Origin of the sequence: Nocardia sp. NPDC006630 (assembly GCF_040611495.1) — a bacterium.
GTDB lineage: Bacteria > Actinomycetota > Actinomycetes > Mycobacteriales > Mycobacteriaceae > Nocardia.
On the sequence record NZ_JBEXOK010000012.1, the window covers coordinates 134441 to 159423 of the forward strand.

Here is a 24983-nt window from a genome sequence, read left to right on the forward strand (position 1 = left end):
GGCCGCCACGTGACGGTCCCCGGCGTCGGGTCGACAAAAGCACCCGGACACTCACCCCCGGCCGGACGAGGAGCGCAAGCGACGTGACGGAGCAGCATGAGACGCCGCAGAGTGGTGTCTCCGGCAAGGCTCTGCAGAAGGACATCCCGCAGGCCACAGTGGCGCGTCTGGCCACTTATCTCCGGGTGCTCGCCGTTCTCGCCGACGATGCTGTTGCCATCGTATCGAGTGAGGAACTGGCTGTCGCGGCGGGTGTCGGTTCCGCCAAGTTGCGCAAGGATCTTTCCTTCCTCGGACCCAACGGTGTCCGCGGTGTCGGATATGACGTGATCAAGCTTCGCGACCGCATCGAGGATGTGCTCGGACTCTCCGAGGGGCATCGGGTGGTGCTGGTGGGCGCGGGCAATCTGGGCCGGGCCCTGGTCGGCTACGGCGGATTCCGCCGCCGCGGGTTCGCCATGGTCGGCCTCTTCGACAATGATCCGGCGCTGATCGGTACGCCGGTCTGCGGTCTGCCGGTGCGCGATGTGGCCGAATTGACCGGTGCGGTGGCCGAACTGGCGCCGACCATCGCGGTCATCACCACGCCCGATGCTCATGCCCAGGCAGTCTGCGATCTGCTGGTCGCCGCCGGGGTGCTGTGCATTCTCAGCTTTTCGCCCGTCGCGCTGGACGCGCCGCCGCACGTAGAGGTGCGGCGCGTGGATCTCGCGGTGGAGATGCAGTTGCTGTCCTTCGAGCTGGCCCGCAATGCGGAGGCCGCCGGGGAGACGGTGCGCGCGGCCGCCGCGGGTCCGGTGGGTGTGCGCTCGGCGCCCCGGAATACGGCCGCGGCGATGAACTGCACGCCGATAACGACTTCACATGCGGCAGCGCGGCCGTCGGGCGGCACTGAGACAGCCAGCAAGGGAGCGGTGGTCCAGCCATGAGTGTGCTTCTCGTCGGGATCTCGCATCGCAGCGCTCCAGTTGCGGTGCTCGAGAAGATCGCGATCACCGAGCACGATCGGCCCAAGCTGACCGAGAAGATGCTGGCCTCCAGCCATGTCTCCGAAGCGATGATCGTCTCCACCTGCAATCGCGTCGAGATCTACGCCGTGGTCGACGCCTTCCACCCCGCACTGGGCGAGATCAGCGAACTGCTGACCAAGCACTCCGGGCTGCCGCTGCCCGAGCTCACCAAATACGCGTACGTGCGCTACGCCGAAGCCGCGGCCGAGCATCTGTTCGCCGTGGCCTCCGGCCTGGATTCGATGGTGATCGGCGAGCAGCAGGTGCTCAGCCAGATCCGCGCCGCCTATGCGGCCTCCGATTCGCAGCAGGCCTCCGGGCGCACCCTGCACGAGCTGGCGCAGCATTCGCTGCGTGTGGGCAAGCGGGTGCACTCCGAGACCGGGATCGACCGGGCGGGCGCCTCCGTGGTGTCGGTGGCGCTGGATCGGGCCCGGCTGGTGCTGGGTCCGCTGACCGGGCGCACGGCGCTGGTGCTGGGCGCGGGCGCCATGGGCGGGCTCGCGGTGGCGCAGCTGGCGCGGGCCGGGGTCGCGCGCATCATCGTGGTGAACCGGACGCTGGAACGTGCGCAGCGGCTTGCCAATACGGCCACCACCATGCACGGCGTCGCCGCCACGGCGATGGATATCGAGCAGCTGGTCGAGGCCATGGCCGTGGCCGAAGTGGTGGTCACCTGTACCGGCGCGGTGGGCACCGTGGTGAGCATCGCCGATGTGCACAATGCGCTCTCCGCCGCCGATTCGACCGCGCAGCTGGTCATCTGCGATCTGGGCCTGCCGCGCGATGTGGATCATGCGGTGGCCGGACTGCCCGGTGTGACGGTCATCGATATGGAGACCCTGCAGCGGGATCCGTCGGCAGGCGCGGCCGCCGACGACACCGCCGCGGCGCGCACCATCGTCGCCGAGGAACTCACCAAATACCTTGCCGGACAGCGCATGGCCGAGGTCACCCCGACCGTCGCCGCGCTGCGGCAGATGGCCGCCGATGTGGTCGAGGGCGAGCTGCTGCGCCTGGATTCGCGACTACCCGAGCTGGACGCCGCGCACCGCGAAGAGGTCGCTCGCACCGTGCGCCGCGTGGTGGACAAGCTGCTGCACGCGCCGACGGTGCGGGTCAAGCAGTTGGCGTCCACGCCCGGCGGTGACAGTTATGCGGAGGCGCTCCGGGAGCTGTTCGAACTGAAACCCGGTGCGGCGCAGGCGGTTGCGGCGCCGATGGAGATCTCCGCGCCGGCCGGTCAGCTGGCCGACGATTTCACCGCCGCCCATTCGGGGGACGAACAGGGGCTGACCGCATGACCGGAGCGATGGTGCAGGACACACAGACAGGGCGGGAAGCCGTGCCCGAAACAGGTACCGCTGCAGTGCACGAAGCAGTGCGCAGCACAGCACGTGGAACAGTCGACGCCCCGTGGCGGATCGGTACCCGCGGCAGTCTGCTGGCCCTGACCCAGGCCGGGCATGTGCGCGACGCACTGATCGGCGCCGGGCAGCAGGCCGAACTGGTGATCGTGAAGACCGCCGGTGACAAGTCCTCCGCGCCGGTGCAGACCATCGGCGTCGGTGTTTTCACCGCCGCGCTGCGTGACGAATTGGCCGCGGGCACAGTCGATATCGCGGTGCACTCGTACAAGGATCTGCCGACCGCGCAGGATCCGCGCTTCGATATCGCGGCCATTCCGCCGCGTGCAGATCCGCGCGATGCGCTGGTGGCTCGTGACGGTCTGGTGCTGGGCGAGCTGCCCGCCGGCTCCCGCATCGGAACCTCCGCGCCGCGTCGTGCCTCGCAGCTGCTGGCCCTGGGCCTCGGGGTCGAAATCGTGCCGCTGCGCGGCAATCTCGACACCCGCATCGGCAAAGTCGCCAATGGTGAACTCGATGCCGTCGTGGTGGCCCGGGCCGGGCTGGCCCGCATCGGCCGCCTGGACGCCATCACCGAATCGCTGGAGCCGGTGCAGATGCTGCCCGCTCCCGCGCAGGGTGCGCTGGCGGTCGAATGCCGCAGCGAGGACACCGAACTCGTCACCATCCTGTCCGCTCTCGACGATGCCGGCACCCGTGCCGCGATCACCGCCGAGCGGGCGCTGCTGGCCGAACTGGAGGCGGGTTGCACCGCCCCGATCGGCGCGCTGGCCGAGGTCGTCGAATCTCTCGACGATGACGGCAGAGTGATAGACGAACTGTCGCTGCGTGGTTGCGTGGCGGCGATCGACGGCTCGGACACCATCCGGGCCTCTGTGGTCGGCTCGCTCGCGGATGCCGCGGAGCTGGGCCGGGCACTGGCGCGTGAGCTCTTGGAGCTGGGGGCGCGCGACCTGCTCAGTGACCCCGGAGATGCGAACCCGGGGGCCGAGCCATCCGACAACAGCAATCCCAGCCCAATGGAGAATATTCGATGAGCCGAGCGACGAAGAAGCACCCCGGCCGGATCCTTTTCGTTGGGTCAGGACCGGGCGATCCGGCGCTGTTGACGGTGCGTGCGCGTGAGGTCATCGCGCGTGCCGAGTTGGCGTTCACAGATCCCGATGTCGACAAGGGCGTGCTCGCCCTCATCGGCAGCGCCGCCGAGCCGGGCCCCGACGGGGAGCTTCCCGTCGATGTGCGTCCCGCGCTGGGCGACCCGGCCGAGGTGGCCAAGACGCTGATCGCGGAGGCCCGCAACGGCTTCGACGTGGTGCGCCTGGTCTCCGGTGACCCGCTGACCACCGATTCGGTGATCCAGGAGGTCAACGCCGTCACCCGTTCGCACCTGATGTTCGAGGTGCTACCGGGTCTGTCGGCCGGAACCACGGTGCCCGCCTACGCCGGTATCGAACTGGGCTCGAGCCACACCGAGGTCGATGTGCGCGGTGAGGTGGACTGGGCGGCCGTCGCGGCCGCGCCGGGCCCGCTGGTGCTGCACGCCACCTCCGGTCATCTGGCCGAGACCGCCAGCGCGCTGGTGGAACACGGTATGGCGCCGCAGACTCCGGTCGCGGTGACGGTGCGCGGCACCACGCGTCAGCAGCGCACGATCGATGCCACGCTGGCGACTCTGAACAACGCGGCCTCGGAGATGGTCGGCCCGCTGGTGGTCACCGTCGGTAAGGAGGTCGAGAAGCGCGCCAAGACCTCGTGGTGGGAGTCGCGGGCCCTGTACGGCTGGACCGTCCTGGTGCCGCGGACCAAGGAGCAGGCCGGCGAGATGAGCGAGAAGCTCGTCATGCACGGCGCCATCCCCATGGAGGTCCCGACCATCGCCGTCGAGCCGCCGCGCAGCCCCGCGCAGATGGAGCGCGCGGTCAAGGGTCTGGTCGACGGCCGCTACCAGTGGGTGGTGTTCACCTCCACCAACGCGGTGCGCGCGGTGTGGGAGAAGTTCGGCGAATTCGGTTTGGACGCACGGGCTTTCTCCGGTGTGAAGATCGCCTGCGTGGGCGAGGCCACCGCGGAGAAGGTGCGCTCGTTCGGCATCAATCCGGAGCTGATCCCCAGCGGTGAGCAGTCCTCCGAGGGCCTGCTTGCCGACTTCCCGCCCTATGACGACGTTTTCGATCCGGTGAACCGGGTGCTGCTGCCGCGCGCCGATATCGCCACCGAAACGCTGGCCGAGGGTCTGCGCGACCGCGGCTGGGAGATCGACGATGTCACCGCGTACCGCACCGTGCGTGCGTCCCCGCCCCCGGCGGAGACCCGCGAAATGATCAAGACCGGCGGTTTCGACGCGGTGCTGTTCACCTCGTCCTCCACCGTCCGGAACCTGGTAGGCATCGCCGGTAAACCGCACGCCCGCACCATCGTTGCCTGCATCGGCCCGAAAACCGCCGAAACAGCCATCGAATTCGGCCTGCGCGTCGACGTGCAGCCCGAAATCGCCCAGGTCGGCCCCCTCGTCGAATCCCTCGCCGAGCACGCCGCCCACCTGCGCGCCGAGGGCCTGCTGCCCCCGCCCCGCAAGAAGAGCCGCCGCAGCCGCTGAGGCTGTCGCATTCCACCCGAACGGGCCCCGCATCCAATGATGCGGGGCCCGTTCAGTTGTGTGTGGAAGCCGCTGCCCATGGAAATGCGGTCGTTTCAAATCGCTTGCCGGTCAATAGAGTTCCCCGGGTATTCGATCTTCGAAAGGTGAACGCCCATGAAGCGCACGGCGGCTGGCTTGCTTGTGATGACCGGAATGTCCCTCGCTGTGGTGCTGTCGCCGGCGGCGGCCTCGGCGGCGGCCGGTGGGGTGGCGCCGGTGTCCGCACAGGTCGCACCGATTGCGGCCGGCACCGACTCGGGCAGCACCAGCGGCAGCGGGATTTCGAACCCCCTGGCCTTCCTGCTGAAGTGCCTGACCACCGGTTCGGGTACGCCGGGCACCACCGGCAACGGCTGCCTGCAGTAACTGCTTCACCGAACCCACGAACGGCGTTCGATAACGAAGGCCCCTCGCACTCGGCGAGGGGCCTTCGTCATCGGTGCGGGGGATACCTCAGCGCTGGGCCTGCATCATGCGGCGGACCATGCGGCACGTCGCATCCGAGGGCCAGTGCAGGCCGACGAATTCGGCTGTGTCCCTGATTCTTTCGTTCGTGGCCTCATCGGGGCTGAAGGAGCCGGAGTCCAGCAGTGCGATGGCCAGGCGCATGGCCTTGAGCCGCCGATTGTGCGAGATGTACCACGAGCGCGGACGGCCCGCGGGAAGTGGCTGCTTGGCCAAAGGCGTCCAAGCGTGATCGATGATGTCCCCCCTCTTGGGCACACCGGTCTTGTCGGACATGTTTTTCTTACCGGCCATATTTGGTACGGCTGCGAGCACGACCAATCCTCCCGTCGCGATCAGGGTTCGGGGCGAACGAATCTCGCCGCGAACTCTTCGAACACATCTTCGATTCTACTCGGGGACACCGACATATACAGGCCCCCGCGAGGCCTCCGCGACGCGGGCATATCATGCGACTATGACCGGAATGGACCGCCCGCGGCGGTTGCGCCGTACCCCTGCGCTACGCCGTCTGGTGGCCGAAACCACCCTGCAGCCACGGCAATTGATCCTCCCCATGTTCGTCGCCGACGGGCTCGACGAACCGCGCGAAATCTCTTCCATGCCAGGCGTTTACCAGCATTCGATGGATTCGCTGCGCAAGGCGGCCGTCGAAGCCGTCACCGCCGGCGTCGGCGGGCTCATGCTGTTCGGGGTGCCGCGCAGTGCGGACAAGGACGCGACCGGCAGTCAGGCCAGTGATCCGGACGGCATTCTCAATCGCGGGCTGCGGGCTCTCGTGCAGGAGGTCGGCGGCTCCACGGTCGTCATGGCCGACACCTGCCTCGACGAATTCACCGACCACGGGCACTGCGGAGTCCTCGACGAGCACGGCGCCGTCGACAATGACGCGACGCTGCGCCGCTACGTCGACATGGCGCTCGCACAGGCCGACACCGGCGCCGACCTGCTCGGCACCAGCGGCATGATGGACGGCCAAGTCGGCGCCATCCGCGCCGGACTGGACGCGGCCGGGCGGACCGATACCGGCATCCTCGCCTACGCCGCCAAGTACGCCTCCGCCTTCTACGGCCCGTTCCGGGAGGCGGTGGGTTCCTCGCTCGAGGGCGATCGCCGTACCTACCAGCAGGATCCGGCCAATCGCCGCGAGGCCATCCGCGAGCTGGAACTGGATCTGACCGAGGGCGCGGACATCGTCATGGTGAAGCCCGCCATGTCGTATCTCGATATCCTGCGCGATGTGGCGGACCGCTCGACCGTTCCGGTCGCGGCCTATCAGATCTCCGGCGAGTACGCGATGATCACCGCGGCCGCGCAGAACGGCTGGATCGACCGCCGCGGCGCCATTCTGGAATCACTGCTCGGCATCCGGCGGGCGGGCGCCGATATGGTGCTCACCTACTGGGCTACCGAAGCGTCGCACTGGCTTGCGTGACCAACTGCTCGCCGTGAATCCGATGCCGCCCCCGGTGATTCCGCGTCCGGTCCCCGAAGATGTGCGCACCGCGGGCCTGCTCTGGTACCTGGCCCTGGCGGTCGGTGTGGTGCAGGCGGTCGCCTCGCTGATCGCCTCGATCGGGCAGCGGCGGGATCTGGCGCAGCAGATGTTCGACCAGGTGCAGGGGCAGCAGCCGGTCACCCTGGCCCAGGTACAGGTGTGGGTCATGGTGCTGCTTGTGCTCGTCGCGGTGTTCTGGCTGGTACTGAGCGGGATCGCGGTCGCGTTCGTGTACCAGCTGGCGCGCGGAAAGAGCTGGGCGCGCAGCATACTCACCGGATTCGCGGTATTCCTGCTACTCGGGGCGGCCGGCACGCTCATCGGATCGGGTGCGAAACCCGGTGCCGCGGCGGTGGTCGCCGGATGCGCCGGAATCGTGCAGGCGGTGCTGGCGGGTGGGGCCGTATTCCTGTGTTACCGAAAGGAATCCGAGCTCTTCTTTCGGCCGGGGCCGCGGTGAGGACCGTGAAGTTTGTTACGAGCGTACTAACGGGTAGGGTGAGGGCAGTCACAGAGAGTTCGGGAACCGGAAGCCGCTCGTTATGCGTTCAGCTCCGGAGAATCGGAGGCAACGATGCGAGTGGTGATCCAGCAGCCGCACAGCCTTCGGCGCGATGTGCTGGGGTTGAGTCTGCTGTTCCTGTTCGGATTGCTCACCCTCGCAGTGCTGTTGATTCCGGGTCTTTTCGGCTGAGCGCTGTGCATCTCGCGCGCGGATCCTCGCGCACCTATTGCGCGCTTGCTCCCGATCGCGGTCCCGCTAGATTCTCACTATGAGTGAGTCCGCTGCGAACGTTCTGTTCTCCGAGCCCGGTGCGCGCTATCGCACCATTGCCTACGGTCCCGTGCTGTGTGGGCTGATCCTGGTGGTGGAGGTCATTCGCGGCGGTGCGGTGCACTGGTTCGGACTCGTCTTCTGCGGAGTGCTGCTGGGCGGTTTCGTCTGGTTGCAGGTGATCGCGGGCAAGCGCCACATCAGCATCGAACTCACCCCCGACACGCTGCGCGAAGGTACCGAAACACTGCCGCTGAGCGGCATCGCCGCGGTGTTGCCGGAAACTGACGACGAGTCCTGGGATTATGAGGACTGGGAGTCGGCGCGGGCGCTCGGCGAACTCACCGGAGTACCGCGGCGGCGCAAGGGCATCGGGCTGAAATTGCGGGACGGCAGTCTGGTGCAGGCGTGGGCGCGCGATCACTACACGCTGCGGGCCGAACTGACCGCGGCGGTGGAACAGCTGTCCGGCGCCGCGACCGAGAAGAAGACCGAGCAGGCCGAGAGCGACGAGGAGGAGGCGCGATAATGCGATGGCTCGCTGTGCTCGTCGAATTCGTGCTCACGCCGGTGCTCGTCATTACGGCAGTGTGGTTCTGGCACAAGGGAATTCACACCGGCTGGTTCGCGGCGTCGGGAGATGCGCCTGGGTACACGGCCTCCCGGTATTCGGGGCCGTGGCTGGCCGGCGCGGCCGTGGTGATGACGGCGGCCGGGCTGGTACTGCTCGATCTGGTCGCGCGGGTTTTCCGGCTCGCGCGCTGAGGTTGTATCGCGCCACGCCGTTGGGGGTGCGCGAGGATCCGCATTCGGTGGCTCGCGCTGGTGGGTACGCGGACAATCGAATCCATGACGCTCACATCCTGGCAGGACCTGCTACCGGCGCCCCTGAATTGCCTGGTCTCCACCGGCTGGGCGGCGTTCTGCCTGGGAGTGCCGCTGTCCTAGTGGCACTCCCGTCGGTCAGCCCCAGTTCTGGTAGATGTCCATAACGCGACCGCCGTGGGTGCCGGGCGCATTGAAGTACATGACAACGGACCCGTCCGGATGGTCGGCGGCCTCCGCCACCACCTGCCGCAGCGAGGCGTGCACACCGCCGTTCTCGTCCTTGCGGATGGAGGTGTCCGGCTGCAGCCCCGCACCCATCCGGCTCAGTGGCACGAACATGCTCACCACCGCCGGAACCGGCCCGTCCGCCACGGCCGCCGTCTCATCATGCGACAGCGACACCCCGATCCGCCCCTGATCGAACTGAGCGAACGGCGCTCCCGCCGCCGCCTGCCCCGCCCCCGCGACCAATGCCACCCCAACTCCGGAAACCGCAACCAATCCCGCACCGAACCGCGCAATCCGCATACCGTCCCGCTCTCTCTAGACGACGCCCCTACCTCGAAAGATTACGCAACAGCAACTATCTAGCAATCAAAGTCGCACTCAAACGACCCTGCGTGTTGCCGCCCCCGGCCACCCCGCTCCCGTATCCCGGGAGTCGGATTCGGCGGCCGGTGCCAACTAGCGCTCAGCGCCAAGTGGCGACGAATGCGGGACCGCACCGAGATCCGAACCGACGACTACGGCTGGGTAGCAATGAGATCCGAACCTGCGGTGACGGCAGGGTCGCAGTGCGAGCCGGGCCGGTGAAGAGGGCGAAGTAGCAGCGTGAGCCGGCGCGGCGGCGAAGGCAGGGCCGCAGTGCGAGCCGGGCCAGTGAGAAGGCCGGGTCGAGGCGGGAGCCGGAGTGGGGGCGGGGGCGAGGTCGCACTGCGAGCCGGAGTTGGGGTGGGGGAGGGTTCGGTGGATGTTCGCTGGTCTCCGGCGGGGAGTGGCCAGCGGATGCGGGAGGGGCGGCGGGGTGCGAGGATGGCGGGTTCGGGGTGGGGTGGCGCACATCCACTACACCCTGTCGTCGATGAGGTTGCGCGGGCTGAGACACTGGGTGCCGTGAGTTCTTCTCCGCGTGTGAGCCAGGCGTCGGTGCCGGTCTCAGCCCAGCTTTTCGAACGCGCCGCGGCGGTCATTCCGGGTGGCGTGAATTCGCCGGTGCGGGCCTTCAATTCGGTGGGCGGGACGCCGCGGTTCATGGCTTCCGCGCGCGGGTGCACGCTGACCGATGCCGATGGCAACGAGTACGTGGACCTGGTGTGTTCGTGGGGTCCGATGATTCTCGGGCATGCGCATCCGGAGGTTGTCGAGGCGGTGCAGCGCGCTGCCACCGGTGGCCTGTCCTTCGGCGCGCCGACGGAGGCCGAGATTCTGCTCGCGGAAGCCATTGCGGCCCGGGTCGAACCCGTCGAGCGGGTGCGCCTGGTGAACTCGGGCACCGAGGCCACCATGAGCGCGGTCCGGCTGGCCCGCGGATTCACCGGGCGCTCCAAGATCGTCAAATTCAGCGGTTGCTATCACGGGCATGTGGATGCGCTGCTCGCCGACGCCGGTTCCGGCCTCGCGACGCTGGGCCTGCCCACCTCGCCCGGTGTCACCGGCGCGCAGGCGGCCGACACCATCGTGCTGCCCTACAACAATCTCGAAGCCGTGGCCGCCGCCTTTGCCGCTCATCCGGGCGAGATCGCCTGCGTGATCACCGAGGCCGCGGCAGGCAATATGGGCGCGGTCGCGCCGCTGCCCGGATTCAACGCCGGGCTGCGCAAGCTCACCGAAGACCATGGCGCACTGCTCATCATGGATGAGGTCATGACCGGATTCCGGGTCAGCGCCTCCGGCTGGTACGGCCTCGAAGGCGTGGCCGGCGACCTCTACACCTTCGGCAAGGTGATGAGCGGCGGCCTGCCCGCGGCGGCCTTCGGCGGCCGCGCCGACATCATGAATCGCCTGGCTCCGCTGGGCCCGGTCTATCAGGCGGGCACGCTCTCCGGGAACCCGGTGGCAGTCGCGGCGGGCCTGGCCACGCTGCGCGCCGCTGATGATCAGGTCTACGCGGCCCTGGATCGGAACTCGAAGCGGCTCGGCACGCTACTCACCGACGCGCTCGCGGCCGAAGGCGTCCGGCATCAGGTGCAATTCGCGGGCAATATGGTGAGCGTGTTCTTCGCTGACGCCCCGGTCACCGACTATGCCGCCGCCAAGGCCGCCGAGACCTGGCGTTTTCCGGCCTTCTTCCACGCCCTGCTCGAGGCCGGCGTGTACGCGCCGCCGAGCGCCTTCGAGGCCTGGTTCGTTTCCGCGGCACTCGACGAGGACGCATTCGATCGCATCGCCGCCGCCCTCCCTGCCGCCGCGCGCGCCGCGGCCGCCGCCACCCCCGAAGGATCCGCCGCGTGAGCTCCAATCCCGAGACCGGCCTACCCGCCCCCGCGCCCGCCCCCCTCTCACCCGCCGAGGCCGCCCGCCTCCTCGACTCCATCCGCCGGGCGGAAGAGGAACTGGCCGAGACCGGCGAGCACATCGCCGTCTCCCTCCCGGCCGAAACCCCTACCCCCGCAGCAACTTCCGCCGCCGCGCCGCGTGCGCGCAAGCGCAAGACCGCCGCCGCCGCTGAAACCGGCTCCGCCGCAACGAAGCCCGCGCGGGCCAAGGCCTCCGGGGCATCGCGCTCCGGCGTCGCCGCGAAGCAAGCCGCCGAGGTGGCTCCGCCGTCCGAGCCGGTTGTCGCGGTCGCCGCCGACGCTGTAGCCGTGCCGGTCGTGGCCGAGCAGGCCGCCGTCGATGCCGTGGAAACCGAGGCGTCTGCCGCGCCGGTTGTCGCGGTCGCCGCCGACGCTGTAGCCGTGCCGGTCGTGGGCGAGCAGGTCGCCGTGGATGCCGTGGAAAACGAGGCGTCTGCCGCCGAGCTGGCGGCTGTTGTTGCCCAGTGGGCTGCGGCGACGGTTGTGGACGGCTCGACCGAGGCCGGACCCGCTGAGGCTGTGGCAGGTGTAGTCGATCAACCTACGGTCGCTGCGTCTTCGGCCTCCGAGGCCGCCGATACCGATGAGTTTGCCGCCGTTGTCGCAGAATCCGAGGGCGGCGACTCGGATGCGGGTGCGACCGAATCCGGTGCGGCCGAGTCGGGCGAGGTCGCTGCGGAGTCGGTCGCGGTCGCTGCGGAGTCGGTCGAATCCGGTGTCGACGCATCGGGCACAGCTGCCGCACCGCAGGTGAGCGGGGTGCTGCTGCCGGGGGATGTGGCTTCCGATGTCGAGACGATCGTGCATGTCATGCGGCATGGTGAGGTGCACAATCCGAAGGGGATTCTGTACGGGCGGTTGCCCGGGTTCCAGTTGTCGGTGACGGGGCGGGCGCAGGCGCAGGCCGTGGCGCGGTCGCTGGCCGATCACGATATCGCGCTGGTGGTGGCCTCGCCGCTGCAGCGGGCGCAGGAGACCGCGGAACCGATTGCGGCGCATCACGGGCTGATCATTCGGACCGATGACAATCTCATCGAGGCGGGGAACACCTTCGAGGGCCTGCGGGTGTCCATGAGTGACGGCGCGCTGTTCAAGCCGCGGCACTGGTGGAAGATGCGGGATCCGTTCACCCCGTCGTGGGGTGAGCCGTACCTGCAGATCGCGCACCGGATGCTGGCTGCCGCGAACAAGGCCCGGGTCGAGGCCGCCGGTCGCGAGGCCGTGCTGGTATCGCATCAACTGCCGGTCTGGACGCTGCGCCGTTTCCTGCAGGGGCAGCGGCTCTGGCACGATCCGCGCAATCGCCAGTGCTCGCTCGCATCCATCACTTCCCTTGTGTACCAAGGTGATACGTTGATCGACATCGTGTACAGCGAACCCGCGGGGGCTTCGGATCCCAAGGTGACGGGGGCATGAGCGGGTCCGCGTCCCTGCCTGGATCGCTGCGGCGTACGGCGTCGATCCTGCTGGCGAGCCTGTCCCTGGTGGCGGTGCTCGCCGGTTGCTCCGCAGGTAAGGACGCGGTAGCGCAGGGCGGCACCTTCGAATTCATCTCGCCCGGCGGTAAGACCGACATCAGCTACGATCCGCCGTCCGCGCGCGGCACCATCGGCAAGCTGTCGGGCCCGGATCTCATGACCGCCGGCAAGACCACGTCGGTGGACGACTTCCCCGGCAAGGTCGTCGTCATCAATATCTGGGGTCAGTGGTGTGGCCCGTGCCGCGCGGAAGCGCCTGCGCTGGAACAGGTTTACACCGCGACCAAGGACAAGGGCGTCGCCTTCCTCGGTATCAATGTCCGCGACAACCAGCAGGACAAGGCCCAGGATTTCGTCACCGACAACAAGATCGGCTACCCGTCGATCTACGACCCGTCGATGCGCAGCCTGCTCGCCCTCGGCGGCAAATTCCCGACCAGCGTCATCCCCACCACCATCGTGCTCGACCGTAATCACCGTGTCGCCGCGGTCTTCCTGCGCTCACTGCTCGCGGATGACCTGCAGCCCACCGTGACCCGCCTCGCCGCGGAGACCGCCCAGTGAACGTGACTGTGCTTGCGAGCGTGGGGGATTCGTTCCAGCAGACCGCCGCGACCGGACCACTGCTGCTCGCGCTCGGTGCATGCGTGCTGGCGGGTCTGGTGTCGTTCGCCTCCCCGTGTGTGGTGCCGCTGGTGCCGGGGTATCTGTCGTATCTGGCCGGAGTCGTCGGTGCGGAAGCGCCGCCGGTGACGGTCGAATCGGCGCAGCGCACCGCGGTCGCCGAACGCCATCGCGGCCGCATGCGGGTCGCGGGCGCGGCGGGCCTGTTCGTGCTCGGTTTCACCGTGGTGTTCGTGCTCGCCTCGGCCACGGTATTCGGCACCATCCAGGCCTTGAACGTGAATCGTGAACTGCTGCAGTGCATCGGCGGCGGCGTCACCATTCTGATGGGCCTGGCGTTCATCGGACTCATTCCGGCCCTGCAGCGCGATACCCGCATGGAGCCGCGGCGTCTGAGCGGTCTCATCGGCGCACCCCTGCTCGGCGCGGTCTTCGCGCTCGGCTGGACGCCGTGCCTGGGCCCCACCCTGTCCGGGGTGATGGCCGTATCGGCGGGCACCGAGGGCACCACCGCCATCCGCGGTGTCGCCCTCATCGTGGCCTACTGCCTGGGGCTCGGCCTGCCCTTCGTAATCCTGGCGTTCGGCTCGGCGACCGCACTGCGCGGCGTCGGCTGGTTGCGCCGCAATTCCCGCACCATTCAGGTGATCGGCGGCATCCTGCTGGTTGCCGTCGGCATCGCCCTGGTGACCGGAGCGTGGGACCAGTTCATCTCCTGGGTCCGCGACGCCTTCGTCTCGAATGTGACCCTGCCGATCTGATGACCACAACCATCGAAACTCCCGCCGCCCCCGCCCGCCCGCCGCGCCAGTCGCTGCCCGGTCGCGCATTCGCGCTGCTGCGCAATACCTGGCGCGGGCTCACCAGTATGCGCACCGCGCTCATGCTGCTGTTCCTGCTGGCACTGGCCGCCATCCCGGGTGCGCTACTGCCGCAACGCAGTCTGAACAAGCAGAAGGTCGACACCTATATCGGGAACCGGCCGACGCTGGGTCACTGGATGGACCGGGTGCAGCTGTTCGACGTGTTCTCCAGTTTCTGGTTCACGGCGATCTATGTGCTGCTGTTCGTTTCGCTGGTGGGCTGCATCCTGCCGCGCGTGCTCGATCACTATCGGGCGCTGCGCACACCGCCGGTGAAGGCGCCGCGCAATCTCGCGCGACTGCCGCACCACTTCAGCGGTAGCGACGCGGGTACGCCGGACGAGGTCATCGCGCGCGCCCGGAAAGAGTTGCGCGGCTGGCGAACCGTGGTGCTCCCGGGCACTCGCGAAGGCGAGATCACGCTCTCGGCGGAGAAGGGCTACACCCGCGAGGCCGGCAATCTGGTCTTCCACCTGGCGCTGGTCTGCCTGCTGGCGTGCATCGCCATCGGCAAGCTGTTCGGCTACGAGGGCAATGTTGTTGTCATCGCGAACGACGGCCCGGGTTTCTGCACCACCTCGCCCGCGGTGTTCGACTCCTTCCGTGCGGGCAATGTGAACGATGGCACCGGATTGGCGCCGATGTGTATACGGGTCAAGGATTTCAAGGCCGATTACCTGCCCACGGGCGAGGCCTCCATGTTCACCTCGAACATCCAGTATCAGACCGGTAAGGATCTGGACTCCGGCACCTGGCGCGACACCACCATTCAGGTGAATCATCCGCTGCGCGTCGCCGGAGACCGGGTTTACCTGCAGGGCCACGGTTTTGCGCCGACCTTCACGGTGACCTTCCCGAACGGGCAGACGCGTACCGAGACGATCCAGTGGAAGCCCGACGACGGGACCACCTTCCTGTCCTCGGGTGTGCTGCGCATCGATCCGCCGGGCGGCATGTATCCGAACGAGGAGGAGCGGCGCAAGCATCAGGTCGCCATCCAGGGCCTGTTCGCGCCGACCGCACTGCTGCACGGTTCGCTGCTGACCTCCATGTATCCGGGCATGCGGGATCCGATGGTCGCGGTGGATATCTACAAGGGTGATACCGGGCTGGATACCGGTCGCGCACAGTCGTTGTTCTCGCTGGATCCGGAGATGATCAAGCAGGGCCGCTTGGTCAAGGAGCAGCGGGTGAATCTCAAGCCCGGTGAGTCCTCGAACCTGTCCGACGGCACCAAGGTGACCTTCGACGGCGCGCAGGAATTCGTGAACCTGCAGGTCTCGCATGATCCGGCGCAGCAGTGGGTGCTGGTGAGCGCGGTGACCATGATGGCGGGTCTGCTCGTTTCGCTGCTGGTGAAGCGGCGGCGCATCTGGCTCCGGGTGTACCCGGGCACCGAGAACGACGGAAAACGACGTACCGTAGTAGAAATGGGCGGATTGGCCCGCACCGACCAGGCCGGTTGGGGCGGCGAATTCGACCGATTACGTGAGCGGTTGCTGACCGAGAACACGGGAGAGAAGTAAATGCCGATCAACGAGACCATCGCCTCCTATAGCGATCTCGCGTTCAAATCGGCCATCGTGATCTATACGCTGGTCTTCATCATGCTGGTGTGGCAGTTCGCCATCACCCGTACGGTGCCCACCGCGGCCCGGGAGCTGGTGACCGTCGGCGGCGGCACACCGGATCCGGTGCCCGTGGCTTCGGGGCAGGTGCCCGGCAAGGTCGTTCCCGCCGACCGCGCGCAGCGCGCTTTCCCGGAACGCCTGGGCAACATGGCTTTTGCCGTGCTGTTCGTCGGCTTCGGCGCGCATGTGGTGTCGATCATCCTGCGCGGCTTCGCGACTCACCGTTTCCCGCTCGGCAATATGTTCGAGTTCATCACCATGGCGTGCGCCGCCGCGCTGCTGGTCGGCCTGGTGCTGCTGCGTGATCAGCGCTACCGCGCCATGTGGTCGTTCCTGCTGCTGCCGGTGCTCATCCTGCTGTTCCTGGCCGGCACCAAACTGCATGTCGACGCCGCACCCGTTGTCCCCGCGCTGAAGTCGTACTGGCTGCCCGTGCACGTGACCGTCGTATCCATCGGCAGCGGTGTCTTCCTGGTCTCCGGCGTCGCGAGTCTGCTGTTCCTGTACCGCCTCTGGCAGCCGGCGGGCCACGAGTCCGACAATATCTTCGGCCAGTTCGCCAGCCGTCTCCCCGACGCCCAGATGCTGGACCGCCTCGCCTACCGCACCACCATCATCGGTTTCCCCATCTTCGGCACCGGCGTCATCCTCGGCGCCATCTGGGCCGAGGCCGCCTGGGGCCGCTTCTGGGGCTGGGACCCCAAGGAAACCTGCTCCTTCATAGCCTGGGTCCTCTACGCCGCCTACCTGCACGCCCGAGCCACCTCCGGCTGGCGCGACACCAAGGCCGCCTGGATCAATATCGCCGGCTTCACCGCCATGCTCTTCAACCTGTTCATCATCAATATCGTGGTGAGCGGTTTGCACAGCTACGCAGGGCTCAACTAACCCGTCTGCTTTCTGCGGATCCGATTCGGCGCGTTCGCCATTGGTGGATCAGACATGTCCCGGGGCGAATGAGTGTGACATCACGTCTCGGTAAGCTTCCTTCGCGGGTCGGGGTGCTTGTACTGTCCAGTTGTCTGTGACTGTGCGTATCGGAAACCCGAGGGAGACATCGTGATCGACCCCACTGTGGCCGTGCTGCCGGTTGGCATCTGGCTCACCCTGCGTGTCGCTTCGCATTTCGGCGGCGGCACCGACCTCGACTATCGGCGGCGTGAAGTGCATGCCGCTTACACCGTCGGTCAGTCGACTCCAGCTCCGGTCCGTTCGGAAAGTGTGCCCGTCGAGGTGTAGGTAGTTGCGGGGACTGGTCGAAGTGGCACCTTGGGACCTGGCGATATATCTAAAGTGAGATATCGTTGTAGGTATGAGTGAGAAGGTGACCGAGTCGCCGGGCGAGGAACCTCTCCCGGTGCTGCCCGGGTTCCGGGAGATGGCATTGCGCAGGATGTCGGAGGATCGCGCGCGGCTGATTGCCGAGCTGGCGGAGCGGCGGCGGGCGGCGGGGTTGTCGCAGACCGAAGTCGCTGCCCGGATGGGTACTTCGCAGTCGGCGGTGGCGCGGTTGGAGACGGAGAACGTCGATGTGCGGACCTCGACACTGCAGCGGTACGCCGCCGCGGTCGACAGCCGCATCGCCTTGCATGTGACAAGTGCGACGGCTGAATCGAATCGGATCGGAGAACAGTCTTGAGAATCGAGACGAGCACACCTACCTCCCAGTGGCAGCCTTGGCCGTCGGAGTTTCCGAACTTCTATCCGGCGAAACGTGAAGAACCGCAGTCTGTTCCGATATCGCATCCCTCGACGCACGTGTGGATCGATCCTCGACCCGACGGATCGGCGGAGGCATTGCTCGCGCAGCGGACGGTTATCGCGCACGGGCGTTTGGACGCCGCGGCTGCCACCGAGTTGTGTGCCCGGTTGCTGACGCTGGACGCGGAGAGCGCGCGGCCGATCCGGCTCGAAATGTATGGGCTGGAAGCGGATCTGCTGGATGCCAGCACTGTCACCGATGTGCTGGACGTGCTTCGGGCGCCCGTGAGCGCCTACGTGAGCGGCACACTCGGTGGTGCGGCGCTGGGAGTGCTGGCCTCGTGCGAGCATCGCTACGCCTACCGAAGCGCCCAGTTCGTCTTGCGGGAGCCGTCGGTGCGTCTGGACGGCGGGCTCAGTCGTGTCGAACCGCGACTCGAGCACGCGCGAGCCATGTTCGGCGAATTGCTCACGCGGCTGGCGGAACTCACCGGCCGCGATCTCGACGAGATCCGTCACGACCTCGAACAGCAACGGATACTCAGCACCTCGGGCGCGATCGAGTACGGGTTGATCGAGGGTCCCGCAACCCGCGAATAGTCCACGCTGAACGTACATTCCGAGGAGCCCGGGCCGATCGATGCCCGGACTCTCCTCTTCCGCAACTGAAACGCGCTGACCGCCTGGGCAGTTCACCGTGCTATACATTGGCCGGTTGTAATGCATGCTCAGAAGGGGAATCTATGACTCGGCGCCGATCCGTTGGCCGCATTATCGGTATGGCGACCGTGGGAGTCCTTCCCGCCGTTCTCATTTCGGCTGTCATCAGCGGTGGCACCGCCGCTGCCGAACCGAATCTGCCGGCCGTCTGGTGCTCGCTGAATCTCGGTGACGCCAAGGACGCGGTGCTGGCCGAGATGGGCGCACCGAACGGAAATCAGTCCGACTCATGGGTTTCCGGACTGGGCGACACCGGAATGACCTTCGCCGAATGGGACGTGGACACCACGATCTTCCTCGCGACCTTCGATACGAACGATCGTGTCATCACCCTGCAGGCCTACGACGGTCAAATCGGCCCGAAGGGCGCGACGAACATCGGCTGCCCTGCCTTCCGCGCCGCGAACTGAGCCGGTATCCATCGCTGGAGGTCCCGAAATCGGCTGTGCCAGATAGGGACTCGGCATAGCAGTGGGGTACGGTGTTTCGGCCCGGCCAGTCGGTCATACCTGAGACCGTCGCCCGGGTTCGTTTGTGAAAAGGACTCCGGAAGAATATGAAGAAGCTCGTCACCACCGCTCTGATCACCCTCGGTGTGGTCGCCGCCATGGGCACCGCGCACGCCGGCAAAGACACCGAATGGCAGGTCGACGGCAGCTACGCGACCGAAGCCGCCTGTGACGCCGACGGCGAGGGCGGCACCTTCACCCGCCCCGACGGCAGCAAGCTCGACCCCAGCGATGACGAATACGAGTGCAACCAGCACAACGACGGCCTGTGGTACCTGTCCATCTGGACCGACTGACAGCACGCGCACGCCGCTGAACCGCTGAACCAGTCGGCCTGAGCGGTCGAAGATCGCGCCGGGGCAGCATATTTCGCCGCCCGGGAGCGTTTTGTGACCGCTCAGGCCGGACCTTTGCCGGCGCGAAGAATCGTCAATATCGCGGCGAGGCAGTGGGTGCGCGGGGGCGTTATGCCGCGGCACCGCGCTGACGGTGCGCCGCGTTGGGTTTGGTTGTCGGCAGGCGTGATTCCGCTTCCGATTGTGGTGGCCGGCGTGGTCTGGCTGGTGACCGATCGGGTCGGGTGGGCAAGCCTCGTACTCGGAGTTCTGCTGGGGATATCGACCTGGTGGCGCCTTTCCTCTTGGCGGCCTGGAGGAGGCGGGTTATGTGCGAATTCGCAAAGGCCACGTGGGCCGTCGGCCACGGACGTGGCTGTCGCTCACGCCGGTGGGCCTGAAGTTCTTCGAATCCCATCTGGCCGCGCTGACCGAGCTGACCAACGAGGGCCGAGCGCACACGGCACGAGAGGGCGCGGGGGATGAATCACCCAGCCAGACAGGCTGATTCATCCCGTCCGCTCAGTGTGGCGTCTTGCGGACGCGGGTGGTTGCCGCGGTGACGGGGTTGCCCTTACGGTTTTCGGGGCGTAGCGGTGAGAGGGCGTTGCCGTCGTGGTCGACGAGGGTCGAGTGGGATTCGCCGTCCGCGAAGGCATGGCGTTCTCCCCACTGGCGCAGTGCCACGATGACGGTGAAGAGATCCTGGCCGGCTGCGGTGAGTTCGTAGCTGTGCCGCTTGCCGCCGGGGAGGGTGCTGGTGGTGAGGACGCCCTGGTCGACGAGTTTGCGGAGGCGATCGGTGAGGATGTTCCGGGCTATGCCGAGTCGCTGCTGAAAGTCGGTGAAGGTAGACGCGCCGTCCATGGCATCGCGCACTATGAGCAGGCTCCAGCGGTCGCCTACGAGGTCGGCGGTGCGGGCGACCGGGCAGGAGGGATCGGTCCATTCGCGGCCGGAACCGAGCGGCGTGGTCATATGCCTCCTCCCGATTGGTTGCAATTGAAGACCATTATGCCCTACCGGGCGAGGTGATCAGGGCGCGATGCGGCGGGGGAGCGGGGCTGCGGGAATCTGGGCTGAGAGAGCGAAAAGTGTTGCGTAGGTGAAGGTGTGGGCGGAGGCGGCGGAGGCGGGGCAGGTGCACACGCGAAACCTACTGAGCCCTGATGGAAAACGGGACAGCCATATGAGAGTTCCCCGCGACCCGGGATGGGTGCGGGGAACTCGGTCTCAGCTGGGGTCGAGCTCGATGGAGTCGGCGTTGGCGAGTTTGACGGCTTCGCCGGTGGCTTCCTTGGCGCGGGCGCGGTCCCATTTGGGGTTGTCGGTGTGATTGTTCTCGGCTACCCGGGCCTGCATGGGTTCGATCAGCGGGTCGGGCGGTGGACCGGTGCCGGAGGCCAGGCGGGCCGCATCTGTTTCGCGGCGTTGGTCGCGGCGTTCGGCGGAGTGCGTATCTCCCTGCTTGCGGCGTGCATCCTGTGAGAGGTTCTCGTCCTTTTCCATCGGGCACCTTCCGGTCGCATACGGATGTCAACCAGTATGCGCTCGGGGTAGTGCCCGACAGGAGCGGTCTCGCTGGAAAATAACCAGGACGGTCGGTTTGCTAGAGAATCGCCGACCTGGGAGAAGGGCTCAGTGATCGGGGGAGCCGGGTTCGCCGTCTCGGTGCTGGCGAGAGAGCCGCCAGAGAAAATCCGGGTCGTCATCGGGTCCGATAACGCGCTTGCGTGGTGCCGATGCTGCACCGGTGCGGGCCGGTCGCTGGGGGCCGAAAGCTTTCCAGCACAACATCGCGACGGCCACTACTGCGATGAGTGCCAACAGGTACGTCACGTCGCTCACCTCCTGCCAACGAGGGTAATCCGTGTCCGTACCCGCAGCACCGCGGAACGGTAAATATGGGATTTAGACGCGGGTCGCCTCGGTGGTGAGAGACCGGAGAAGCGTCAATACTTCGCTTTCGCGGAACCGGCGGTGACCGCCCGGAGTCCGCAGTGAGCCGAGCCGTCCCGCATGAGCCCATCGCGTCACGGTCTTCGGATCGACATGGAACAGGGCTGCCACCTGGCCTGGGGTAAGCAGGGTGTCCTGGCCGTTGACGGAACCCATTACGCGGCTCGCCGCGGTGAACGCAGTCATTCGCAAACCTTTCCGTTTCGTCAGATCCCTCATCAGTAGCGACATCGTTGCACTGCACCCCCTGTGTGTTCGAACAGTCTCGATTTGGTAAAGGGGAAGTAATAGACAAAACGGATATCCGTACTGTGTTCGCGGTCACGGATTCGGCGATTACAGCGAATATCCAGCGACATTCGGGCAGAGGGCACCGCGTCTGCCCGAATCGCCGTCACCTAGGCTGTTCCGCGTGAGTGACGCAACCCCGCCCGCGAGTGCGGGCCGCCGCATGGGCAAGACCCTGGCCATCTACACCCTGGCCCGGCTCGCCCTGGTCGCCGTCCTCGCCGCCATCATTCTGGGCGTCGCAGCGATCGTGAACGTCGACATCCCCATCATTGTGGCGCTGCTGTTCGCGCTGCTCATCGCCCTGCCGATGTCGCTGCTGCTGTTCAAAAAGCTTCGGACACAGCTCAATCGGGACATCGCCGCCTTCGATGCGAAGCGGCGCTCGGACAAGGAGCAGTTGATGTCGCGTCTTCGAGGCGACGAGAAGTGAAACGCTGCGATCATTCCGCGCCGCGCGACTGGGTCGACAATGCGGTGCGACTGATCGACGCGGATGCGCAACGCAGTGCCGACACGCATCTGCTGCGCTATCCGCTGCCCGCCGACTGGGGTGTGCAGCTGTACCTGAAAGACGAATCCACCCACATCACAGGCAGTCTCAAGCACCGCCTGGCGCGCTCGCTGTTTCTTTACGCGATCTGCAACGGCTGGGTCACCGAGGGCACCACCGTGGTGGAGGCCTCGTCGGGTTCGACGGCCATCAGCGAGGCCTATTTCGCCAAACTGCTCGGCCTGGAATTCGTGGCAGTCATGCCCGCTACCACCTCGCCGGAGAAGATCGCGCTCATCGAGGCGCAGGGCGGGCGCTCACACCTGGTCGCCAAGTCGCCGGACATCTATACCGAGGCAGCGCGACTCGCAGCTGAATGCAACGGCCACTATATGGACCAGTTCACCCATGCCGAGCGCGCCACCGACTGGCGGGGCAACAACAATATTGCCGAATCGATCTTCCACCAGCTGACTTTGGAGTCGCACCCGATTCCGGAGTGGATCGTCGTGGGCGCCGGCACCGGCGGTACCAGCGCGACCATCGGCCGCTATATCCGCTACCGCCGCCATGCCACCCGGCTGGCCGTGGTGGATCCGGAGAATTCGGCCTTCTACGGCGGATACGAGCTTTCGGACGCCGGATATCAGACCGGAATGTCCTCACGCATCGAGGGCATCGGCCGGCCACGGGTGGAGCCCTCGTTTGTCGGCCAGGTGGTCGACACCATGATCGAAGTGCCCGATGCGGGTTCCATTGCGGCCGCCCGGCATGCGAGCGCAATGCTGGGCCGCCGGGTCGGCGGGTCCACCGGCACCAATCTGTGGGGCGCATTTGCCCTGATTGCCGACATGATCGCCGCGGATCGTACCGGCAGTGTGGTGACTCTGCTGTGTGACGGTGGAGACCGTTATGCCGGAACCTATTTCAATGACGACTGGGTTGCCGGTCAGGGGCTGAGTCTGGTGGAGCCCACCGCCGTCATCGATCGATTCATCGCTACCGGTCATTGGTCCGGCTAGTTTCCCCACGGCACGGCGGTCGGATGAGAAGGGTTGATCACCCATCCAATTGATTGCTACTAGGTTGCTGTAGCGGCTGCGTTGGTGTCGGTTCGCGTAGCGAAGCTTCCATCTCTGAGCGTCGGCCCGGGGATTCGGCTGTCTCCGCGGCGTTAATAGGCCTTGACGCGCGGGGCCTTTCGCGAATTACTGGACGCGTGACCGCCATCGGATGATCGACGCCACTGCCGAGCACGAGCATCCAGGACTGCATGCTCGATTGCGTACGCCAGATGTTGATCCGCAACTCGGTGATGGCCAGCGTCCGCGGGTTCCGCACCAGCTTGGTGCGATCGGGTCGCTCATTGGAAACCGATTCGGTGCGCCAGACGGTGGCGAACTCCGGACTCTCCAGGCAGTTGTCGAGGATCCGCTGGGTGTGCTCGTCCGGGCCGCGCCGCGCCAGCAGCAACCGGAACAGGCCGGCGGCCTGCCGCATCTCGCCCGGCCAGTCGACCAGTACGGTGCGGGCCACCGGGTTGAGCATCATCCACTCGACGTAATTGCAGCCCGGGTCGAGTTCCGGAAAGGCTTCCGCGTGTGCCGAATTGATGGCCAGAATGTCCATCGTGCCCGATATGTACGCAGCGATCTTCGGGTTGAGTAGTTCCAGATACTCGAGATCGGTGGGGGTCGGGTGGTCGGCCTCGATGCGCGGGAACGGGCCTTCGGCCAGTACCAGGGCGTATTCTAACTCGGCGGCCTGTAATTCCAGGGCGGTGCCGAGGGATTCGATGACCCGGCGGGAGGGGTTGGCGCCGCCCTCGATCTTGGTCAGGTAGGGGACCGAGAGGCTGGCAAGCCAGGCGAGCTGCGGGCGGGTGAGATTTGCGGCCGTTCGGCGCTGGCGAATGTACTCGCCGAACGTGGGTACTCCATTCATTACTTAGGGTGACCTTACTTGTATTGCCGTCTGGTACACACGCGGTCGTCCGGTGATACACGCACGGGATGGTCGGCGGGGGGTGTGCGGTGTCCGGTTCTGCTCCAATAGTTTGAAACAACAACAAATCAGGAGTCGAGTTGGGGCAGCATCCGAGATCGGTGGCCGGTGGCAATGTCACGGAGGGGCCCTGGGTGTTCACCTCGGGGCAAACTGCGGTCACCTGCCGGCAGGAAGTGCGAATCGTCGAGACGGGATTCGGGGAGTTCGTGAACGCGTGGGAACCGGCGGCCTTCGGACTCTACGAGGACCGTGACGGTGATATCTGGGAGAAGGAAGTCCGCGGCTGGCGGCTGCGGTTCCAGGGTGGGGTCGAGGTCGAGCCCGATGTGGTGTGGGGCTGGGTGGACGGGCATGTGCGCGACTACGCGCCGTTCGTTCCCTGGAACTGATCGCGAGAACAAATCCGGTTGTGTCAATTTTCGTTGACGCGCCCGCGATGTCAACGTAAATTGACGTCATGAGCGAAGCAACAACTCTGGCGGCCGCCGCCGGCAGTCCCGACCCACAGGTCGGACTCCGCGCGGTGTTGGCACTACGCCGGCTGCTCGAGCGACTCGAGGCCATTCAGGTCACCAATGCCCGCAGACAGGGCTGGTCCTGGCAGGCCATCGCGGACGCGCTCGAGGTCAGCAGGCAGGCGGTCCACCAGAAGTACAACCGGAAGGGCGGTATCCGCTGATGTTCGAACGATTCGACAAGGCAGCCAAATACGCGATCGTGGTCGCGCAGGAGGAAGCGCGCGAACTGCGTTCCTCCTCCGTGGAAATGGAGCACATGCTGCTGGGGCTGCTCGCCTCGCCGGACGACGGGCTCAAGCAGATGCTCGCCGAACGCGGGTATACCGCGGAAGGCGTGCGGGAGGCGCTGGCGCGCAAGCGAACCGGCGATCCCCTCGGCGCGGAGGATGCGGAAGCCCTGCGCTCCATCGGCATCGATCTCGACGCGGTCCGCGAGAGCCTGGAAGCCACCTTCGGTGAGGATGCGCTGGAACGCGCTGTCCCCGTTGACGAACCGCGGCGTGGGCGCTTCCGCGGCCCGAAAGGCTTCCCCACGGGGCACATTCCGTTCGATCGCGATGCCAAGAAGGCCCTCGAGCTTTCCCTGCGCGAGGCGCTGACCCGGGGCGACAACCACATTGCGGCCGGGCATGTGCTGCTCGGCATACTGCGCGCACCCAATGCGGCAACGCGGCAGCTGCTCGGCGACAACGAGGCGGTGCACACGCTGCGCGCCGCGGTCACCGAATACCTCGACAACGCGGCATGAGCACCGGTCCGG

General features: G+C 66.7%; 33 protein-coding genes. 26 read left to right on the top strand and 7 right to left on the bottom strand.

Features of this window, described 5'->3' with window-relative positions:
• The first annotated feature begins 83 nt into the window (after window positions 1–83).
• From ABZX86_RS33050 to ABZX86_RS33070, 5 genes are all read left to right on the top strand, one after another.
• The gene (locus ABZX86_RS33050) at window positions 84–929 is read left to right on the top strand and encodes a redox-sensing transcriptional repressor Rex (RefSeq protein ID WP_355129198.1); all 846 of its coding nucleotides are present in this window, start codon (window positions 84–86) and stop codon (window positions 927–929) included.
• Complete coding sequence (locus ABZX86_RS33055; RefSeq protein WP_327142447.1) at window positions 926–2314, top strand: glutamyl-tRNA reductase; 1389 nt, start codon at window positions 926–928, stop codon at window positions 2312–2314. Before ABZX86_RS33050 ends, ABZX86_RS33055 begins: the two co-directional genes overlap by 4 nt.
• Window positions 2315–2379: 65 nt before the next feature.
• A complete protein-coding gene (gene hemC, locus ABZX86_RS33060) occupies window positions 2380–3414 on the top strand; it encodes a hydroxymethylbilane synthase (RefSeq protein WP_355129201.1) in 1035 nt (344 codons plus the stop codon).
• Entirely contained in the window at window positions 3411–4973 is a 1563-nt protein-coding gene (locus tag ABZX86_RS33065; protein WP_297628664.1) for a bifunctional uroporphyrinogen-III C-methyltransferase/uroporphyrinogen-III synthase, read from the top strand. Before hemC ends, ABZX86_RS33065 begins: the two co-directional genes overlap by 4 nt.
• A 156-nt stretch (window positions 4974–5129) precedes the next feature.
• Window positions 5130–5381: a hypothetical protein gene (locus ABZX86_RS33070; protein ID WP_355129203.1), complete on the top strand. Its 252-nt coding sequence runs from the start codon at window positions 5130–5132 to the stop codon at window positions 5379–5381.
• Between the two features lie 87 nt (window positions 5382–5468).
• Here ABZX86_RS33070 and ABZX86_RS33075 read toward each other — a convergent pair whose 3' ends face one another.
• Window positions 5469–5756 carry a hypothetical protein gene (locus tag ABZX86_RS33075; protein ID WP_355129205.1) on the bottom strand — a complete coding sequence of 96 codons (288 nt, stop codon included), beginning with the start codon at window positions 5754–5756 and terminating at the stop codon, window positions 5469–5471.
• A gap of 181 nt (window positions 5757–5937) precedes the next feature.
• Between ABZX86_RS33075 and hemB the strand changes: the two genes are divergently transcribed.
• The 4 genes from hemB to ABZX86_RS33095 all read left to right on the top strand — a co-directional run bounded on the left by hemB (window position 5938) and on the right by ABZX86_RS33095 (window position 8518).
• Window positions 5938–6915 carry a porphobilinogen synthase gene (gene hemB, locus ABZX86_RS33080; RefSeq protein WP_355129207.1) on the top strand — a complete coding sequence of 326 codons (978 nt, stop codon included), beginning with the start codon at window positions 5938–5940 and terminating at the stop codon, window positions 6913–6915.
• Entirely contained in the window at window positions 6908–7438 is a 531-nt protein-coding gene (locus ABZX86_RS33085; protein ID WP_355129209.1) for a hypothetical protein, read from the top strand. The genes hemB and ABZX86_RS33085 overlap by 8 nt, the downstream gene beginning before the upstream one ends.
• Before the next feature lie 313 nt (window positions 7439–7751).
• Window positions 7752–8282 carry a hypothetical protein gene (locus ABZX86_RS33090; RefSeq protein WP_355129211.1) on the top strand — a complete coding sequence of 177 codons (531 nt, stop codon included), beginning with the start codon at window positions 7752–7754 and terminating at the stop codon, window positions 8280–8282.
• The gene (locus ABZX86_RS33095; RefSeq protein ID WP_355129213.1) at window positions 8282–8518 is read left to right on the top strand and encodes a hypothetical protein; all 237 of its coding nucleotides are present in this window, start codon (window positions 8282–8284) and stop codon (window positions 8516–8518) included. The genes ABZX86_RS33090 and ABZX86_RS33095 overlap by 1 nt, the downstream gene beginning before the upstream one ends.
• A gap of 198 nt (window positions 8519–8716) precedes the next feature.
• Here ABZX86_RS33095 and ABZX86_RS33100 read toward each other — a convergent pair whose 3' ends face one another.
• Entirely contained in the window at window positions 8717–9058 is a 342-nt protein-coding gene (locus tag ABZX86_RS33100; protein WP_327142441.1) for a hypothetical protein, read from the bottom strand.
• Between the two features lie 636 nt (window positions 9059–9694).
• Here ABZX86_RS33100 and hemL point away from each other — a divergent pair.
• From hemL to ABZX86_RS33160, 12 genes are all read left to right on the top strand, one after another.
• Entirely contained in the window at window positions 9695–11032 is a 1338-nt protein-coding gene (hemL, locus tag ABZX86_RS33105; protein ID WP_355129215.1) for a glutamate-1-semialdehyde 2,1-aminomutase, read from the top strand.
• Window positions 11033–11907: 875 nt separating this feature from the next.
• On the top strand, window positions 11908–12513 hold the full coding sequence (locus ABZX86_RS33110) for a histidine phosphatase family protein (RefSeq protein ID WP_327146757.1): 606 nt from the start codon (window positions 11908–11910) through the stop codon (window positions 12511–12513).
• Complete coding sequence (locus tag ABZX86_RS33115; protein ID WP_355129217.1) at window positions 12510–13139, top strand: TlpA disulfide reductase family protein; 630 nt, start codon at window positions 12510–12512, stop codon at window positions 13137–13139. The genes ABZX86_RS33110 and ABZX86_RS33115 overlap by 4 nt, the downstream gene beginning before the upstream one ends.
• Window positions 13140–13141: 2 nt before the next feature.
• Window positions 13142–13960 (top strand): cytochrome c biogenesis CcdA family protein, encoded by an 819-nt coding sequence (locus ABZX86_RS33120; protein ID WP_355129381.1) that lies wholly within the window; start codon window positions 13142–13144, stop codon window positions 13958–13960.
• The gene (locus ABZX86_RS33125) at window positions 13960–15588 is read left to right on the top strand and encodes a cytochrome c biogenesis protein ResB (RefSeq protein WP_355129219.1); all 1629 of its coding nucleotides are present in this window, start codon (window positions 13960–13962) and stop codon (window positions 15586–15588) included. Before ABZX86_RS33120 ends, ABZX86_RS33125 begins: the two co-directional genes overlap by 1 nt.
• Complete coding sequence (ccsB, locus tag ABZX86_RS33130; protein ID WP_355129221.1) at window positions 15589–16581, top strand: c-type cytochrome biogenesis protein CcsB; 993 nt, start codon at window positions 15589–15591, stop codon at window positions 16579–16581.
• Window positions 16582–16752: 171 nt separating this feature from the next.
• A complete protein-coding gene (locus ABZX86_RS33135; RefSeq protein ID WP_355129223.1) occupies window positions 16753–16932 on the top strand; it encodes a hypothetical protein in 180 nt (59 codons plus the stop codon).
• 73 nt (window positions 16933–17005) lie between these two features.
• Window positions 17006–17332, top strand: coding sequence for a helix-turn-helix transcriptional regulator (locus ABZX86_RS33140; protein ID WP_355129225.1), 327 nt, complete (start codon window positions 17006–17008; stop codon window positions 17330–17332).
• Window positions 17329–17994 carry an ATP-dependent Clp protease proteolytic subunit gene (locus ABZX86_RS33145; protein ID WP_355129227.1) on the top strand — a complete coding sequence of 222 codons (666 nt, stop codon included), beginning with the start codon at window positions 17329–17331 and terminating at the stop codon, window positions 17992–17994. Before ABZX86_RS33140 ends, ABZX86_RS33145 begins: the two co-directional genes overlap by 4 nt.
• Before the next feature lie 143 nt (window positions 17995–18137).
• On the top strand, window positions 18138–18524 hold the full coding sequence (locus tag ABZX86_RS33150; protein WP_355129229.1) for a hypothetical protein: 387 nt from the start codon (window positions 18138–18140) through the stop codon (window positions 18522–18524).
• 146 nt (window positions 18525–18670) lie between these two features.
• Entirely contained in the window at window positions 18671–18919 is a 249-nt protein-coding gene (locus ABZX86_RS33155) for a hypothetical protein (RefSeq protein ID WP_355129231.1), read from the top strand.
• Between the two features lie 352 nt (window positions 18920–19271).
• On the top strand, window positions 19272–19466 hold the full coding sequence (locus tag ABZX86_RS33160) for a transcriptional regulator (protein WP_355129383.1): 195 nt from the start codon (window positions 19272–19274) through the stop codon (window positions 19464–19466).
• Between the two features lie 14 nt (window positions 19467–19480).
• On the opposite strand, the gene ABZX86_RS33165 is transcribed toward ABZX86_RS33160, so the two are convergent.
• From ABZX86_RS33165 to ABZX86_RS33180, 4 genes are all read right to left on the bottom strand, one after another.
• Window positions 19481–19936: a helix-turn-helix domain-containing protein gene (locus ABZX86_RS33165; protein ID WP_355129233.1), complete on the bottom strand. Its 456-nt coding sequence runs from the start codon at window positions 19934–19936 to the stop codon at window positions 19481–19483.
• Between the two features lie 255 nt (window positions 19937–20191).
• A complete protein-coding gene (locus ABZX86_RS33170; protein ID WP_355129235.1) occupies window positions 20192–20467 on the bottom strand; it encodes a hypothetical protein in 276 nt (91 codons plus the stop codon).
• A gap of 129 nt (window positions 20468–20596) precedes the next feature.
• A complete protein-coding gene (locus tag ABZX86_RS33175) occupies window positions 20597–20797 on the bottom strand; it encodes a hypothetical protein (RefSeq protein ID WP_327142428.1) in 201 nt (66 codons plus the stop codon).
• Window positions 20798–20869: 72 nt separating this feature from the next.
• On the bottom strand, window positions 20870–21103 hold the full coding sequence (locus ABZX86_RS33180) for a BldC family transcriptional regulator (RefSeq protein WP_297628623.1): 234 nt from the start codon (window positions 21101–21103) through the stop codon (window positions 20870–20872).
• A gap of 226 nt (window positions 21104–21329) precedes the next feature.
• Here ABZX86_RS33180 and ABZX86_RS33185 point away from each other — a divergent pair, with 226 nt between their 5' ends.
• Both ABZX86_RS33185 and ABZX86_RS33190 read left to right on the top strand, forming a co-directional pair.
• Entirely contained in the window at window positions 21330–21638 is a 309-nt protein-coding gene (locus ABZX86_RS33185) for a DUF4229 domain-containing protein (RefSeq protein WP_355129238.1), read from the top strand.
• A complete protein-coding gene (locus tag ABZX86_RS33190) occupies window positions 21635–22720 on the top strand; it encodes a PLP-dependent cysteine synthase family protein (RefSeq protein ID WP_355129240.1) in 1086 nt (361 codons plus the stop codon). The genes ABZX86_RS33185 and ABZX86_RS33190 overlap by 4 nt, the downstream gene beginning before the upstream one ends.
• A gap of 37 nt (window positions 22721–22757) precedes the next feature.
• On the opposite strand, the gene ABZX86_RS33195 is transcribed toward ABZX86_RS33190, so the two are convergent.
• Window positions 22758–23642, bottom strand: coding sequence for a helix-turn-helix domain-containing protein (locus ABZX86_RS33195; RefSeq protein WP_355129242.1), 885 nt, complete (start codon window positions 23640–23642; stop codon window positions 22758–22760).
• Window positions 23643–23782: 140 nt separating this feature from the next.
• On the opposite strand from ABZX86_RS33195, the gene ABZX86_RS33200 reads away from it, so the two are divergent.
• The 3 genes from ABZX86_RS33200 to ABZX86_RS33210 all read left to right on the top strand — a co-directional run bounded on the left by ABZX86_RS33200 (window position 23783) and on the right by ABZX86_RS33210 (window position 24971).
• On the top strand, window positions 23783–24094 hold the full coding sequence (locus ABZX86_RS33200) for a hypothetical protein (protein WP_355129244.1): 312 nt from the start codon (window positions 23783–23785) through the stop codon (window positions 24092–24094).
• A gap of 68 nt (window positions 24095–24162) precedes the next feature.
• Entirely contained in the window at window positions 24163–24384 is a 222-nt protein-coding gene (locus ABZX86_RS33205) for a helix-turn-helix domain-containing protein (RefSeq protein ID WP_067817856.1), read from the top strand.
• Window positions 24384–24971, top strand: coding sequence for a Clp protease N-terminal domain-containing protein (locus ABZX86_RS33210; RefSeq protein WP_355129247.1), 588 nt, complete (start codon window positions 24384–24386; stop codon window positions 24969–24971). The genes ABZX86_RS33205 and ABZX86_RS33210 overlap by 1 nt, the downstream gene beginning before the upstream one ends.
• The last annotated feature ends 12 nt before the right edge of the window (window positions 24972–24983 follow it).